17 protein-coding genes are annotated in these 16,109 nt (G+C 48.8%); all 17 read right to left on the minus strand.

Annotated features, from left to right (window positions below; translation table 11 throughout):
• Positions 1–25 precede the first annotated feature (25 nt).
• The 17 genes from K0H59_RS18450 to csrD all read right to left on the minus strand — a co-directional run bounded on the left by K0H59_RS18450 (position 26) and on the right by csrD (position 16,023).
• Positions 26–484, minus strand: coding sequence for an MSHA biogenesis protein MshP (locus K0H59_RS18450; protein ID WP_220053980.1), 459 nt, complete (start codon positions 482–484; stop codon positions 26–28).
• Positions 474–1,322, minus strand: coding sequence for a PilW family protein (locus K0H59_RS18455; protein WP_220053981.1), 849 nt, complete (start codon positions 1,320–1,322; stop codon positions 474–476). The genes K0H59_RS18450 and K0H59_RS18455 overlap by 11 nt, the downstream gene beginning before the upstream one ends.
• Positions 1,322–1,873, minus strand: coding sequence for a prepilin-type N-terminal cleavage/methylation domain-containing protein (locus tag K0H59_RS18460; protein WP_220053982.1), 552 nt, complete (start codon positions 1,871–1,873; stop codon positions 1,322–1,324). The genes K0H59_RS18455 and K0H59_RS18460 overlap by 1 nt, the downstream gene beginning before the upstream one ends.
• Positions 1,863–2,351, minus strand: coding sequence for a prepilin-type N-terminal cleavage/methylation domain-containing protein (locus K0H59_RS18465; protein WP_220053983.1), 489 nt, complete (start codon positions 2,349–2,351; stop codon positions 1,863–1,865). Before K0H59_RS18465 ends, K0H59_RS18460 begins: the two co-directional genes overlap by 11 nt.
• Before the next feature lie 292 nt (positions 2,352–2,643).
• Positions 2,644–3,165: a type II secretion system protein gene (locus K0H59_RS18470; protein WP_220053984.1), complete on the minus strand. Its 522-nt coding sequence runs from the start codon at positions 3,163–3,165 to the stop codon at positions 2,644–2,646.
• Between the two features lie 100 nt (positions 3,166–3,265).
• A complete protein-coding gene (locus K0H59_RS18475) occupies positions 3,266–3,883 on the minus strand; it encodes a prepilin-type N-terminal cleavage/methylation domain-containing protein (protein WP_126512030.1) in 618 nt (205 codons plus the stop codon).
• A 76-nt stretch (positions 3,884–3,959) separates the two neighbouring features.
• Positions 3,960–4,454, minus strand: coding sequence for an MSHA biogenesis protein MshF (locus K0H59_RS18480; protein WP_220053985.1), 495 nt, complete (start codon positions 4,452–4,454; stop codon positions 3,960–3,962).
• A 38-nt stretch (positions 4,455–4,492) separates the two neighbouring features.
• Positions 4,493–5,713, minus strand: a complete 1,221-nt coding sequence (locus K0H59_RS18485) for a type II secretion system F family protein (RefSeq protein ID WP_220053986.1) — start codon at positions 5,711–5,713, stop codon at positions 4,493–4,495.
• Positions 5,714–5,715: 2 nt separating this feature from the next.
• Positions 5,716–7,476 carry a GspE/PulE family protein gene (locus K0H59_RS18490; RefSeq protein ID WP_011624214.1) on the minus strand — a complete coding sequence of 587 codons (1,761 nt, stop codon included), beginning with the start codon at positions 7,474–7,476 and terminating at the stop codon, positions 5,716–5,718.
• On the minus strand, positions 7,473–8,813 hold the full coding sequence (locus K0H59_RS18495; protein WP_220053987.1) for a tetratricopeptide repeat protein: 1,341 nt from the start codon (positions 8,811–8,813) through the stop codon (positions 7,473–7,475). The genes K0H59_RS18490 and K0H59_RS18495 overlap by 4 nt, the downstream gene beginning before the upstream one ends.
• The gene (locus tag K0H59_RS18500; RefSeq protein WP_220053988.1) at positions 8,810–9,739 is read right to left on the minus strand and encodes an ExeA family protein; all 930 of its coding nucleotides are present in this window, start codon (positions 9,737–9,739) and stop codon (positions 8,810–8,812) included. The genes K0H59_RS18495 and K0H59_RS18500 overlap by 4 nt, the downstream gene beginning before the upstream one ends.
• 6 nt (positions 9,740–9,745) lie before the next feature.
• Positions 9,746–11,431 (minus strand): pilus (MSHA type) biogenesis protein MshL, encoded by a 1,686-nt coding sequence (mshL, locus tag K0H59_RS18505; RefSeq protein WP_220053989.1) that lies wholly within the window; start codon positions 11,429–11,431, stop codon positions 9,746–9,748.
• Between the two features lie 14 nt (positions 11,432–11,445).
• Entirely contained in the window at positions 11,446–11,763 is a 318-nt protein-coding gene (locus tag K0H59_RS18510) for an MSHA biogenesis protein MshK (RefSeq protein ID WP_088210033.1), read from the minus strand.
• Complete coding sequence (locus K0H59_RS18515; protein ID WP_220053990.1) at positions 11,750–12,400, minus strand: type 4a pilus biogenesis protein PilO; 651 nt, start codon at positions 12,398–12,400, stop codon at positions 11,750–11,752. The genes K0H59_RS18510 and K0H59_RS18515 overlap by 14 nt, the downstream gene beginning before the upstream one ends.
• Positions 12,397–12,999, minus strand: coding sequence for a DUF2681 domain-containing protein (locus K0H59_RS18520; protein WP_220053991.1), 603 nt, complete (start codon positions 12,997–12,999; stop codon positions 12,397–12,399). Before K0H59_RS18520 ends, K0H59_RS18515 begins: the two co-directional genes overlap by 4 nt.
• Positions 12,996–13,874: an MSHA biogenesis protein MshI gene (locus tag K0H59_RS18525; RefSeq protein ID WP_220053992.1), complete on the minus strand. Its 879-nt coding sequence runs from the start codon at positions 13,872–13,874 to the stop codon at positions 12,996–12,998. The genes K0H59_RS18520 and K0H59_RS18525 overlap by 4 nt, the downstream gene beginning before the upstream one ends.
• A gap of 238 nt (positions 13,875–14,112) precedes the next feature.
• Positions 14,113–16,023 carry an RNase E specificity factor CsrD gene (gene csrD / locus K0H59_RS18530; protein WP_086902250.1) on the minus strand — a complete coding sequence of 637 codons (1,911 nt, stop codon included), beginning with the start codon at positions 16,021–16,023 and terminating at the stop codon, positions 14,113–14,115.
• Positions 16,024–16,109: the final 86 nt, after the last annotated feature.

A 16,109-nucleotide genomic window follows, 5' to 3' on the forward strand; every position in this document is an offset into this window, starting at 1 on the left:
TGTCAAAAATCGATAGACATAAGACCTAATTGCCACGGGCTTCTACCTCTACTTGACGGCTTACACGGGTATCGCCACTCTCGCATATCGCTTTGCTATTAATGCGAAACTGGGTGACAGTGCCGACGGAATAGGATGCACAACTTAAACTCACGCTACAGGCATGGAAACCTACTACATTGGGCGGCGTCCAAGAGTTTGCAACACTGGTACAGGTCGCCGTCGCATTGGCGAGGGCGTTTAATGGGAATAATTGCGCCAGTGCCGCATCGGCACCACTGTTCGCCGCCGCTAAGGCGCGAGTTCCCCACACTTCTTGAGTTAATCCGGTATCGGCATCTTCGACTATGTTGATTAAGGCGGCGGCCAATAAAAACATCACGGTAATAACAAAAATACCGATGACCAAGGCGCTGCCACCTTGGCGATGAGCCGCACACTGACAATATGCTGAGCGCGAGAGGCTAAATAAGTTAGGGGACATTAATCACCTGCACTTGATGTCGATATTGGAATGTCTCGCCGTTGACATTAAATCGCGGTTGTAAATGCACCATCGCATTATTGACTAGACTCGATGGCGTTAAGATCAGCGGTAAATCGGCGTTATTACTCAAATCATTGGCCACATCCTGCGCCATTAGCACGCCCGAACCCATATCCGCAGGCGTTGGCTGGCTGGCATTCACCCCATAGCCAGTATAACGCTTAAGAGTTAACTCATTGCTGGATGGCGCTTTTTCAAAACAATAACTCACAGGACTCGAACCAAAATAGATCCTTTGCCGCGGGGACGCTTCAGCAAATCTCGCATTGGCCGTAAAGGTTAAAGTCACTTGGTTTGCGGCGCTGCTAATGCTGTTAATCTGCGCGCGTTTTAGCTTAGTGCTGTCATACACATCACGGTCGGTTAAGGGGTAAACCCACACATATTGGTTAGCCGCAATCTTACTAGTCACATTGTCTAAAATCACAGTTCCAGTGAGAGCTGCGGCACTCGGCGCAATCGGCATAGCTAAATAAGTGGTACTCGCCTCAATAGGGACAAATTCAACGCACTGATAGGTTAAGCCATTACCATTGAGCCGCACACTGTTAGGCACGGCACTGCGCACCTCACGAGTCATACGCTCGACCGCAAAACGACTCTGGCTTAGCACTTGATCAACCGAGCTCGACTCCACAAAAATCCGCGTGCCGAAAATAATAAAGCTACTCACGCCCACCACCAGAATACCTAAGATAAGGATCACTGTGACCATCTCGACTAAGGTAAAACCCAATGCTGAACGCGGCATACGCGTGCTGGAGAAAGCGGCCATTAGTAATTGCTCCTCACCAGATTGTAAGTGATCACTTCGTTATCTGGGGTGGTCACATTAATGGTCACTAACTTGGTATTGGGCGCTGTTCCATAGGCGACAATGACACTTAATTGATAGTTAGGATACGCCTGCGCATAAGTTTGGCTGGAATTGAGCATAGTGGCGTTTTGAGTTAAGCCGTGATAGTCATCCACATCGTTAAAATCGTTACGCCCTTCGCCAGCTTCAGGCCCTAATACGGCCGAGCAACTACTGCCTAATGGACTCCCGCAAGCAGGCACACCGCCATTGGCATTGGTATTTTGATCATAACGCTTGCCCCAAATCTCATTAATCACCGAGTGGGCAAGTTCGGCACTCTTGACTCGATGCAAGGTCTTAGCGGCGCGATCCGCCTGCGGAAATAACATGCTACTGAGCATCACAATAGCGATGGCAATGACTAACATGCCAACCACTAATTCGATTAAGGTAAACCCCTGTTGTTTAGCTTTTGAGGATGCTTTTACTGATGTGATTATCGAAAACAACCGAGGACTAATTCGCATAAATATAGCCCTCGCTGGAGATATTAATCGCCACAGTGTAATTGGCAATCACATTGATACATGGCCCATTACACGCAAGCGATGCTCGACCATTGATATCAAAATCAAGGTAAAAGCTCTTGGCATTGTTACTGATAAGCACTAACTGCGCCCCACCTTGAAAAGCTTGGCTGGATAAAGGGTTAGGAGACAATGGCGAGCCCGTACAACCAGTGCTATCCCGACTGGCAAACTGACTCACTTGGTAACCCGTCGCCGATACGACAACCCGGTAACATCTATCGGTATTATTCAAAGCTTTTTGCTGAACCTGGCGCAGCTCGGCCATAAATTCATTGCGCAGGCTAAAGGCGCTGTAGGATGACTGGCTAAATAAGCGCGGCAATACCGTCACCGATAGTATCCCAATCAGGATAATAGTGGTCACGAGTTCGACTAAGGTAAACCCAAACTGTCTGCCGCTGGAAAATCTACGCATTGTCCGCTTTGCCGTGATGCTAGGTTCTAGGTTCTAGGTTCTAGGTTCTAGGTTCTAGGTTCTAGGTTCTAGGTTCTAGGTTCTAGGTTCTAGGTTCTAGGTTCTAGGTTCTAGGTTCTAGGTTCTAGGTTCTAGGTTCTAGGTTCAGTTTCTGCCAACTTGATTCGTAAGGCAAATATTTCGCCTAAACAAAAGAAATAATTAGCAAATTCATTTTATTACAGCCAACACTCCGATTGATTGCTGACCTAAAAAAAAGGCCTGCTAGGCAGGCCTTTTTCCGTAATTCAAATTAACAACCATTATCTGTAAGGGTAATCGTTGGCAAAGCACCTGCGCTAGCTGCTGCAGTGTAAACAATCTTACAGCTTGCTTCAGAACCAGTTGTAGTTACATCAGCAGGAGCGCCACGTTGCCAGATAGTTGCAGAGCTACCAGAAACATTAATAATCCAATCATTTGAACCAGTTGCTGTTGGTGAAGTACCTGCATCAAATTTAACGTCCATACCCGCTTCTAAAGCTGCTTTAGTTGCATCCATATAGCCATAAACGATAGCAACATCATCAGTTGTAGCTGATGTACCAGCAATATCTAGTGTATAAGTTGCTTCTTTCTCTTTTCCTGCTAACGCCGCTTTTGAATAAACTAGGCTATTAGCACCTTGAATTGCCCCTTTCATTCCTTGAATTGCAGACGCCCGAGCATCTGACTGCAGATTAATAAACTTAGGTGCCGCTGTGACAGCAAGAATACCTAAGATAATGATCACTACAACTAATTCGATTAAGGTAAAACCTTGTTGTCTTTTCATATAAAACTACCCTTCTTTGAGAACCAAGTAACTTAGTCAGTTAAAAATAAACTACTTAAAAGATAAACTACTTAAAAGATAAACCAATTAAAACATTAAATTAAGGCGTAAATGGTGTTTGAGTGAAACTTAATACTTTACCCGTACCAGGGTTATAAACCACCCCTTTTGCACCCGTAGTTGATAAATCTGGCGCAGGAGTCGGTACACCTGTGGTTTGGTTTAGCACCAGTGAAGCCACTTGGTGATAAACACATAAATCGAGACCCGTTACGGCTGTTCCGCTAATCGAATTTGAACTACCGCCGGCACCATCGATAACGCGCACTGTATAACGTTGATTACGCGCATCTTGCGAATAGAGCACGTTACGCGGCGCACTTTGCAACACAGTATTGAATACCTGTTGACAGCTTGCATCGGTCATCGCCGTCGCATCGGTACCAGAGGTGCCCGTTGGATAACCAAAACGCGGATCGAGGGACACTGAAGTACCATCTAAGATCACACTGCTATTTTGACGACCATCGACTTCCCATTGTGAACGCACAAAACTCACTGCGGTGGATAAGCCACCCGCGACTCCGTCCACACTGGCATCTTCAGCATCATCGGTAACATTTAAAAAACGAGGGATCGCGGTGGCGGCCAACAGACCTAAAATTACGATCACTATGACCAGTTCAATCAATGAAAAACCATCTTGCTTAGTCTTCATTCGTCTCTCCCTATCTTGATGAAAGTCCATTCTAACAGCTAAATCAGTTTAAAAAAGCCCGTTACTTAACAATATTTTAGGAAGACGTCAAAAAAATGACCCTGCCAGAGTTTAGTTGGTAGCCGATACTGTCCCCATTTTTTGAACGATAACGGCAGCTATTATCCTTAGCAAAATACGAGCCGGTAAGGGATTCATCCCCAGCCTCTTGACCCATTAGTTGTTGCCATAACACCTGACAACTTTGGTCATCAAGATGACTCGGTTGTGGCCAACCCTGCACACTCATAAGCACAGAAGTTTGATCATTATTTACGCTTTGCTCGTTAAACACTTCCCAATCTAGTCGCATTTGTTGTGGTTTGCCAAGGGATAACCATTGGGAACGCACCATAGCCAACACATTTAAGAAGCGCGTATGTTCTAGCTCCACACTGCGAGCGGCAAGTTGTGGCATAGTCGCAAAATATTTAACGCCAATCACCGCGAGAATAATCAAGATCAAGGTCAAGCTAACGAGCCGCCCATACACACGTAATAGATCGCTTTCGGCCTTCTGCTGGCTCTGCATCTATTTGATCCTAATTGAGTTAAATTCTCGACTCGGCATTACTTTCCGCCTTTAACCACGTTGAGCATGTCCCACATCGGCAGGTAAATACCCAGCGCTAAAATCAATACAATCACAGCGACGATCCCGATCAAAATCGGCTCTAACTTAGCGGTGAGATTTTTAAGATCGTAATCGACCTCACCTTCATAAAAATCGGCGGCATCGTTTAACAGTTGATCAATTTGTCCGGTTTCTTCGCCTACCGCGACCATTTGCAACACCAGTGGCGTAAACAATTTACTCTGGTTCGACACCCTCAGCATAGATTCGCCGGACTCAATGCCGCGGCGCATCCCGACAATTTTGTCGTGCATATAGGCATTATCAACCGCATCGGCTACTAGACTGAGCGCCTGCGTCATCGGCACACCCGCGCTCAACATCATCGAAAAACTGCGGCAATAACGGGAGAGGGTCGAGCGTTCAATAATCGATCCCACGGCAGGAATGTGTAACTTCCACTGGTCCCATTGTTTTTCGCCTTTTTCCGTATGGTGCCAGTAGCGGATCCCAATAATGGTTCCGAGCAGTATTATCAGCATCAAGGGCCAGTAGTTGACAAACAAGTTTGATGTGCCGATCAACACTTTAGTCGCCCAAGGCAAGTCGGCACCGAAGCGGGCAAACATCTCAGCGAATTTCGGGATCACCATGATATTTAAAATCACCATCGCCAGCGCGATGGCAATCAATACAAATATGGGATAACGCATCGCGGCTTTAATCCGCCGGCGGGTTTCCTGCTCACGCTCGATATAACCCGAGAGCTGAATAAAAGCATCCTCTAACTTACCGGTGTTTTCGCCCACATGAACCATTGAAACAAACAGAGAATCAAACACATCTGGATGTTGGTTCATGGCCGATGACAGTGGGCGCCCCGCAGTTAACTGCTCTGAAATATCATTCAGCGCATCTTTCATCCGTTGGGAGTGGGCGGTTTCGGATAAGCCAGCAATGGCGCGCAGAATTGGGATCCCCGAGCGCGTTAACGAGTACATTTGCCGGGTAAAAATCTGTAATTCATCCAAACCGACTTTGCGCTTAAATAGCTGTGCCAAGGTAAAGGACTTAGCTTCCTTCGCGACTTTGACTTCTAACGGGATAATGCCGCGGGCTAACAGCATATCGGCCGCCGCCCCCTCGGAGGCAGCATCGAGCTGACCCGTTACGGCCTGACCTTGTCCACTGCGTCCACGGTATTGATAAACCGGCATAATTACGCCTCAACGCCTTGCTGACTGATAATATCCCGCGAGAGTGGCACCTGTGACTCACTCACATCCTCAACAAGCTTAGCCACCTCTTCAATGGTCGTCATGCCCTCGCTCAAATATTGCAATGCCGACTCGGCCAGCGGGGTAAAATTCGGGCTTTGCAGGGCTGCACGGGCAAAATCCTGTGGATTACCGGTACGCATCGCATCGATCATCTTCTCATCCAATTCAAGGATCTCAAAAATACCGATACGGCCGCGATAACCACTGCCGTTACAGCTTTGGCAGCCAGTGCCAATGCGGAACTTAGCCGATGAAAAGTCCTGACGACTCACACTATTCAGCCAGGCTTTTTCCTGCGCCGTAGGCTGATATTCCACGCCACAGTTATGGCACACGCGGCGCACTAGACGCTGGGCAATAATCACCCTCAGCGCGCTCGCCACTAAGTAACTGGCGGCGCCCATATCGAGCAAACGTAGCGCGCTGGTCACCGCATCGTTAGTGTGCAAGGTGGACAACACAAAGTGACCCGTAAGTGCGCCCCGAAGACCAATCTCCACCGTTTCTTGGTCACGCATCTCACCGACCATGATAATGTCAGGGTCTTGACGCAAAGTGGTGCGCAGCACGTTCGAAAAATCGAGTCCAATCTTATGGTTAACTTGAACTTGGTTGATCCTTGGCAATTGGTATTCGACCGGATCTTCTACCGTGATAATTTTGCGATCTGCAGTATTGAGCTCACTTAAGATGCCATACAAGGTGGTGGTTTTACCGCTACCCGTAGGCCCTGTCACCAGCAACATGCCGTGGGGACGTTTAATCTGCTTACGGATACGCGCCAAAATATGCGGTGGCATCCCTGTCTCATTTAAGGTCAACAGGCCTGCGGATTGGTCGAGTAGACGCATTACCACAGATTCGCCGTGGTAAATCGGCATAGTCGACATACGCACGTCAATCTTGTGGCCCTTAATTTCCATATGGAAACGCCCATCCTGCGGCAGACGTTTTTCAGAAATATCTAGCCCAGCCATAAGCTTAAGGCGCAAGACTAGGGCCGCCGCGATATTGACTTCGTTTAGAATGGTCTCGTGTAACTGGCCATCGATACGTTGGCGGATCCGCAGGGCTTTTTCGCCAGGCTCAATATGAATATCCGAGGCGCGCATTTGCACCGCATCTTCAAAAATCGACTGCAATAACTTAACGACTGTGGTTTCATTATCGCTATCGCTTGAGGTTAGGCTCGCCAGATCAAACATTTGGTCTGCGGCATATTCCTCTTCGAGCTTACCAGCGATTTGCGCGATTTGATCGGTGCGACGATACAGGTTATCGAAGGCTTGCAGTAATTGCTGCTCGGGGGCGACCGCAACACTGAGCTTTTTCGGTGCGATTAAAATTTCTAAATGGTCGAGCGCCTGCAAGTCCGCCGGGTCGCTCATGGCCACTAATACCGTATCCCCCCGATCTTCCACCGCGAGGGCGCGAAAACGCCTCGCTTGCACCTCGGGAATAAGGCTCACCACTTCGGCGGGGATGGGGCGTTTACTGATATCCAGCAGCGGCAGATTGAGCTGCTGCGACAAAAATTGCAGTAGTTGGGTTTCGGTAATAGAGCGCAGCTCAATCAGGGTGCGGCCGAGCTTATGCCCAGTCTTGCGCTGCTCTCCCAAAGCTTGTTGTAGCTGCTCTTCGGTAATAATCGATTCTTGAACTAACAGATCGCCCAAACGCATCTTTAATCTGGGTTTCATTGGCTATCTCCTAGTTGTTGTAAACGTTGTTCAATAAAAGCCGTGGCTTGGGTCGACAGGCCTGAATAACTTAAGGCGGTGCGATAGGCCTGACTGGCGGGGCCGAATTGCTGCTGTGAATCGAGGGCATAAGCTAATCCCATCCACCATTTCCCCTGCTGTGGCTCCTGCTGCAATAACTTGCGGTAAGCCTGTTCAACTAACAGATATTGCCCTTGTTTTTGGGCCAAATCCGTTTGCGCTAACCACTTTTGCCTCGCCAAGCTATGGCTATCGGGAATTTGAGCAAGGCTAGCAAGAGCCGAATCTGTCTCGCCCATAGCATGTTGCACCCTTGCCAATAGCAAAGCAAATTCAAACTCTTGCGGATAAAGCAATCGTCCCTGCGCCAACACTTCGGCGGCTTGCGCCAGCTCACCTTGACCATAATGCAACGCCGCCAGTTGTTTGCGCGATTCGTGCAAACTTGGGTCGAGCTTGAGTGCTTTAGCGTAGTAATCCATCGCCTTAACCAGCTGCCCCTGCTTTTCGGCATCCGCCGCCAACACTAACTGCTTTTGCGCGAGTTGGCTTGGGGACAACTTCACTTCTCGAATCGCCATTTGCCCCGTTGACTGAGCTTGGCTTGAAGCTTGAGCCGAAGCTTGGCTCGAAGCTTTGCTCGAAACTTGAGCCGCAGCAGGCACGACCGGATCATTCGCCTTAGCCTCAGTTTGAGTTATTTTCACTTCGCTCTGGTTTGCGGTAACGTCTGCTTGATTTGCTTTAGCTGTAACCAGTTGTGACTCAGCTTGTGCTTGCACAGAGTATTGGGTTAATTCCGTCTTGCTAGGCGTATCGCTTGAGATGTTTGCTGCAACTGACGCTATTGCCTGTTCACTCCTTGTCTGCTCACTCCTTGGTTCTAAGGGCACCGTATTTACACGGGGAGATTGAGCCACACTTGAGGTAGATTCTGCTGACGCAGACATCTCCTTTGCAGGAGCCTCTGTCGACGACGGACTCACTTTCACCATCTCTGCAATTGGCTCATTTGCTGTAGTCGTTTCTGTTTCCAGAGGACTCGTATCCATCTGTGGGCTGGCATTATCCGGCTGAGTTTGCGCACTCGCTACAGGATTTGCACTGTTATCTGCGACACTTCTTGCACCGTAGGTCGCCTGAAAAGCATATACCGATAATCCGCCCACCAGCAGTGACACTAAACTGATGACTAACCATTTGCGCGATGAATTGGGGCGCCCTAAATACTGTGCCTGATGCACAGCGACATTGCTGAGCGCATGACCCTGCTGGCGCTTATCGAGATCCTGCAGCATCTTGTTGATCACACTCATGCGGCGCCTCCCCACAACTGTTGCAGGTTAACGCCAGAGACCAATAATGCCCCAATCGCCGCAGCACATACTATCAGTGCGATCGCCATATACGCTGGCCACCTTTGCGAGCCGCGACTGGCATCTTCGGTATCCTGTATCGCGTCCTTAATGTGGGCCATACGCACTTGCGTTGCGCCTTCGCCAAAACTGAGCATCAGGGCCTTATGGGCTAAAATGTTGATCAATCTTGGAATGCCACGTGACGCCTCGGCAATCTTACGGGTCAATTTAGCGCTGAATAACGCCTGTCCCGCATAGCCAGCCACCGCTAAGCGATAGCGAATGTAGGCATCGGTTTCATCCCAGGTTAACGGCCGCAGACTGTAGCTAAAGGTGATGCGCTGCCGCAGTTGCCTAAAGGCTTGGCGTTTTAATCGCTCATCCAACTCAGGCTGGCCAAAGAGCACCACTTGCAACAGCTTACGGCTCTCGGTTTCAAGATTGGTAAACAGTCGCAGTGCTTCGAGGCTCTCATCGGGCAAGGCCTGCGCTTCGTCCAGCACTAATACAATGGCGTGACCATGGGCGCTCAGGGCGAGTAATTGTTGCTGGATAAGTCCGGTGAGTTGCTGCTGATCGATTTCGCTGGTGTACTTTAACCCAAGCTCATTAGCCACCGCCCAGCGCAGCTCGGCGGGGGTGAGATAAGGATTAGGAAGATACGCACAATGGAAGCCCTGCGGCAGCTCGTTAATCAACTTACGGCAGATTAAGGTTTTGCCCGTGCCCACTTCGCCGGTGACTTTGATAAAACCTTCCCCGGTTTGTAGGGCAGTCTGCAATACTTGCAGCGCCTCTACGTGCGGGGATAACCCGAAAAAAAATCCGGTATTAGGTGTTAACGAAAATGGCGTTTGGCTGAGTCCAAAGTGCTTCAAATACATGAAAGCTTACTTATTTTCTGGATACCAACGGTCGAGTAAGGTCTTAGAACGCTCTAACTCGTTTTTCCAAGTATCACTGCCTACTACGGTCGGCTTTAACATGATAATCAACTCGGTTTTCTTCTTCTGCTTGCTGCGGTTTTTAAACAATTCGCCGACGAGCGGAATATCACCGAGCAGCGGCACCTGAGAAACCACCTCGGTATTTTCGCTCTTCATCAAACCACCGATCACTACCACGTCACCTGAAGCCGCGCGGATAACGGTATCGGATTCACGGATCTCGCTCTGTGCCAGCGGCAGTTCTAAGGATTCGCTGCTGACCTTAATGTCCTTGGTTTGTTCTTTAACATCGATAACCGAAGGATGCACATGCAGTAACACATTGCCGTCTTTGTCGATTTGTGGCGTCACATCCAATGCGATGCCCGAGAAGAACGGCGTTAACTCTACCTGAGGGGTGGTCACAGGCGTGGTGCCCGCCACTGTGGTCGATGACACGTCGGTAACAAAGTACTCATCGGTACCGACTTTAATGACCGCCTTTTGGTTGTTCGAAGCTGTCACCCTTGGGCTGGACAACACATCCACATCGCCTTGGGTGTCGAGCAGGCTAATCATGGTATTGAAATCCGAGCCCTTAATGCTTAAGGACGTCACGCCACCGAGGGAAGCGGTGATTTTATCGCTCAAACCTGCGCCCGCAGAGGTGCCAAAATTAATATTGGTATTACCTACGTGGCCCAATACGTTATCCCATTGAATACCTTGCTGATAACCATCAGACAAAGTGACTTCGAGGATCTTCGCTTCGAGGATCACTTGGCGTTGCAAATGACTTTCGGCGGAATTTAAAAAGGCACGTACCTGGCGCAGCTCATTAGGATAAGCACGAATCGTCACTAATCCCGCCTGTGGCGTCACCACCACCTGACGACCACCGCCAGTGTCACCAATAATGGCGCTCAAAGTTTCTTTTAATTCGCCCCAAAAATCGGTCTTAGTGCGCGAGCGAATAAAGGTGCCGTTGGTACTATCGCTACTGTTATTGTTGCCGTAATTACCGTTGTTGGAATTGTTATTGTTGCTGTTATTGCCAAAGTTGCCGTTGTTCGAATTGTTGTTATTGGAGTTATTGTTATTCGAGTTGTTATTGTCGGAGATCCGGCCCGAACTTACAGAGGTCAGCGATAGACCATCGCGCTCCATATATAAGTAATTTAATGGGAAAGTCTCAGTCCGCATGCCCGCAGGGAATACGCGTAGGATGCGCCCTTCACGGCTCACCTCATAGCCATAAATATCTTCCACCACTTGAATAGCTTCACTCAGGGTCACGCCTTTGAGTGACAATGAAATCGTGCCCTGCACCTCGGGATGCACAGCCACGCTAAAAGGCGTGCCCTGCACTAAACTGGGGAAAAACACCCTCGCATCCACATCATGGGCAGACACATCGATACGACGCTCAGTCTCCATTGGCGGAGTTAACCCGCCCATCATGGCATTGGCGTTCAGCTCACGCTGCACCGCATCGGGCATAGTGGCCGGTGGTGGAGGCGTTGGTTGACTCGCGGTTTGCATCGAGGTGGCCAGCGCTTCTTTTGAGGCGACGGGCTGCGGTCTATCCGTGGTTTGGCAGGCCATAAGGCAAAGTGAGAGTAGAGGCGTAATATATTTAATGGCTGTCATCTGAGTGTTATTCCCTATCTCTCTATTATTGCTTGAAATAATGCTAATTTCCGTCCGTCAGACAAGGAGACCGACGAGGGGGTGATACGCACCACTTTGACCCCTTGGATGCTATCTCCCACGGACACAATCTTATTGTTGATCACGGCATAGGCCGTGTTGCCCGAGCTGACAATGCTGTTGAGCACTAGGGCTTGATTTTGGTTCTGAGTCACGGCGCCGGCGGCCGAGTAGCCTTTGCCTGGCAAGGTCGGATCCCTTAAGGCTTCGGCCGAGACTTGGGCCGACAATCCCAATAATGCGATGAAAATATAAGGCTTATTTAGCGACACTGATAAAGTCCTTATTGATACTCAAGGTATAAAGCTCAATATCGATTTTCCCCTTAGGGTAATCGGCCACTTTATAGTCGAGTCGTTTCCAGTAAAGTTTGTCGGGCATGGCCTCTACCGCTTCAACAAAGCGCAGCACAGAAAAATAATCCCCCTCCAAGCTCATGCGTATTCCATGGCTATAGAGATTTAGCTTTTTCTCTTCGCCCACGGCAAGGAGTGGCACGGGCGTAACCGAGGTAAACTTAAGTAATTTAATACCTTGAACCTGCCCAAGCAGATTGCCTAATAGCTCAGGCATGTAATCGGCGGGCACCATGTCCACCATCTGCTCATTAAGCTGAGCATCAATCTCTTGATTCTGTTGCTGCAACAAGTTTAAACGCTGACGATAGTCCTGGTTAGGATCCATAGCCAATCGCTGCTGATATAAATCAATCTGTTGCATCGAAATCTTGTTTTCTTGCTCTAACGCCTTCACTTGTTGCGCCGTCGAATACTGTTGTTTCCACAGCGACTCGATAGGCATATAGGCCGACATGGCGACTAGCACTAATACGGCGAGAGCGATAAGCCCGCGCTCGCGCTGGCTGAGAGCATCAAACTTTTGCGCTAACTGTTCAAATTGGGCTTTCATCGCGCTTGCTCCTCTGGGGTCTCACTCGTCAGCGTGAAAGCCAGCGGTTTATCCTCACCGCGATCCATAGTCATAGACGAAAAAGCCTGACCTTTTAAGGTGTTGGTTGTCTTTAACTTGCCCACCCATTGCGGAATGCTCTGCGGATGATCGGCAAAGCCTTCAAACATAAAGTGCTGCTCATTGATCACAATATGATTCAGCCAGACACTCGCATCGGCCACCATAGCTAAATCCTTCAGCACAGGCGCAAAACCTCGGCTGGTTAAGGACGAACGCAAAGCTAATTCGCTCATCAATAATTGTTTTAACTCGAGCTGCTGTGACTCTAGCTCGACCCGCGCGACTAACTCAGGATCGGGTTTACGGGCGGCGATTTGTGCTTCAAGCTCTGCCTTTTGCTGATCGAATTGCTGTTTTTGCGTAGAGGCTTGGCTTAGCGCCCGCTGAGACTCGGTTAATTGCCAGTAGCTAAAGGCCGCGAGTATGGCGCAGACCAGTACCAAGCCTAAGGTATAACTCATTAATTTAGAAAAGGTTAGGCTCTGCTTTGGGGGTAATAATGCCGCAGAATATAGATTGACTCTCGATTTTATCACTCGGCACCTCGTGAAAGTTCACTAAAGGCTAACCCCGCCATGCTCGCGCCCACGGCACGCTTATTCACGACATTAACGGCTTGGTTAAAGTTAGCCGAGACCAACTTAGCCAAGGCATCCACTGCGCCGTCGGCAAATAATTCAATTGAGGCGACCGGAGGCTGGCGCAATTGGCTTTCAAAGTAATCCATAGAACGCTGAATTTCTAGGCTTAAGTTATCCGCCAGTCCGTAATTAAGCTCATCGACTTCGGCCTTATCCAGCTCGGTAAAGCCCCGCACTCGGCGCTGCATATAGAGCTGACCTTGCTTGACCACAGTCAGCAATAACTCTTGCCCTGTATGATGGCTCACGACCAATCTCGCCTGATTATCCTCATCAAACAGGTTGGTCATGGCTAATTCTTCGATGCTAATGCCTAGCACACTTAAACCTTGATCGCTGATGGCCTGCACCATAGCGCGCAACTTTTCTTTATCGACCACAACCACGCTGAGCTTATTGCTCGGCAGGGGCGACTCAAAGTAATCCAAGTGAATTTGCGGCACAGGGATATTCACCATGTCTTTGATAGACCAGAGTAAAGCTTGGGATAATTCGTCACTATCAACATTCGGTTTATCGGCCACGAGCAATTGATAGCGGCCACTACCGAGGACTATTTGTAAGGAAGCGTGGGGAAAGGTATTGGCAAGTTTGGCAAAGGCCTGTTGCCATTGGTCCTGTTGCAGCTCATAGGAAACCCATTGTTCTGCAAGACTTTCAGTCGCGGGAGCATAGACCCACAGCTTATCGGCACAGACATAGACACCGAGCGCCGAACCAGCCTGTTTGGCTCGCCAAAAGGCCAACCGAGCAAAAAGTCCTTTATCCATAAAAATGCCTGTCTTCCGATAAAGTTAAAGCTTGAGTCATAAGAGCGCGAATAACAAACGTCCAAAACTGAAATAAGGATAATGCGCATCACCTGCAAAATGTGAAACCCATCATATCCAGCGTCATAATTTTGGCACAGGCTAGTTTAGCCGCTAATCAGTGAATTTTATAGAGAAATCCGACATTTTGGCCCTATTCTTCCACAGCGATCACATACGTTGTGGAAATAATTCCCCGCTATTGCACCTCAATCGGCTCACTAAAATACATGCCCTGCGCCATACCCACACCGAGAATTTGTAGGGTTTGCCATTCCTCAAAGACTTCGATGCCCTCGGCACAGACTTGCACTTCGGTGCGATATAAACCACCGATAAGACTACGGATAAACAATTGATTTTCTGGGCGTAAATGAATATGACGCACAATCGATCTATGCAGTTTAATCATGTCGAAATGGCATTCACGAATATAGTAAGTGCCCACCACCTGCTGGCCCACATGGTCGACGCACAGTCGCGCGCCCATCTTACGGATCATATCCAGCTTAGGCTTAAGCTTATCTTGGTGTTGGATAACGATGTCCTCAGACACCTCAAAAATCAGTTGTGGCGTCAAATGGCGATATTCGAGCAGAGTGGTTTTAAGCCACTGAGTAAAGGCACGGCTCATTAAGGTATCTAGGCTGAGATTCACACTATAAACTTGATTTTTATGTTGTTCCTGCGCCAATAGACCCAGCACTCGCTCAATCATCTGCCGCTCTACCTGAGGCATCAAACCGCATTTGTTTGCCATAGGGATAAAGAGTGTCGCCCGAACTAAGGCGCCTTGATTATCCCGTGCCCGGGTAAAGATTTCCTTGTGATGCTCAACGCCGTCAGAATCCATCACTGGCTGACTAAAGGGATAAAAACGCCGCTGGACTAAGGCATTCTCCAAGAAGCTACGCCAACGCACTGAGCCTTTGGCAAACTCCTCATCAATCGCGCCCTTATCATACATAAACCAATTACTGTTACCTTGTAATTGCGCGGCGCGTAGTGCCATATCGGCTTCATCGAGCAGCTGATTAACATTATCTCCGGCGGTAAAGTAAGCGCAGCCCAAGTGATAAAAGTTGTCTTGATTCTCCACATCATCGGGCAGAGGTTGACTCAGACAGACTTTGAGTAATTTACTGGCAAGTTGGTCGGCCTCAATCAAAGACACATGGGGCACGACAATCGCAAATTGATTGTGGGAGCGGCGTGCAAAGATGCTGTTGGGTAAGGTCTGTAAAATAGAGTTAATGCTGTTGACTGTCGCATGGAGCAACTCTTTAACCGCGCTCTCCCCTTTCGCCTGTTGCAGTAAATCAAGGTCGTCCATTTCCAACAGATAAATCACCCCATGGGCCACCATGCCTTGATCATGACTCAAGGCATCCAGACGGTTGTTTAGAAACAGTCGATTACCGATACGGGTTTGTGCATCTAAAAAGGTGTTGGAACGAATAAACTTATCGAAACGGCCACGTTCTTTGTGGGCGTCCTGCAATTCTTCGAGCAGCTTAGTTAAGGCTCGGTTGATCAGCCTAGGTTTACCATTGCCCGGTGTCGCGAGTGCTTGCTCGTGCTTGCCTTGCAAAATCAGTCGGCTACGCTGGGCAAGTTCTTCAATACCATCCAACTGCTGCGAAAACCACACATGGCCAAAACGCACTAGCGCAATAACTGCCAGCAAGCCCACGCCTAAAATAAGCAGCTCATACCAACTGACGCTGTAATGCTCAAAGGGCTGCGGCAGCGTGAGGGTCATATTCAGTCCCGACTTGGGATCGAGCAAATGGGTATAGACCATGGCATTTTGCGTCTGCACATTGCCCTGATAGGCAAAAAGCACTTCGCTCTTCATGGTCAAACGGAATTCGACGGCATTGTACGCAAGCAGCATCGGCGGCAACCAAGACTCTAATTCCCAATCGGGCTGCGTTTGATAATGTTCAATAAGTAGGGATTCAAGCTCAGACACTTTCTGCTGTTGAAACTTATAGGTCAACTGCACAAAGCTCATCATGGCGCTGAGTAAAAAGACGAAGGCGATAGCGGCCAAAGACATTAACCAAAAACTGGTTAATTTTGTAGTTAACATTCGAGTGAATTTCATCGATCCGCTATCCTGCTGGATTATTATAATTATCGGTGCACTCTTAACACGAGTTCAACAAATGCTGCCAAGATTATTCAGTAGCA

The sequence above is a fragment of the Shewanella sp. FJAT-51649 genome, assembly GCF_019457435.1.
GTDB classification, from domain to species: domain Bacteria; phylum Pseudomonadota; class Gammaproteobacteria; order Enterobacterales; family Shewanellaceae; genus Shewanella; species Shewanella mangrovisoli.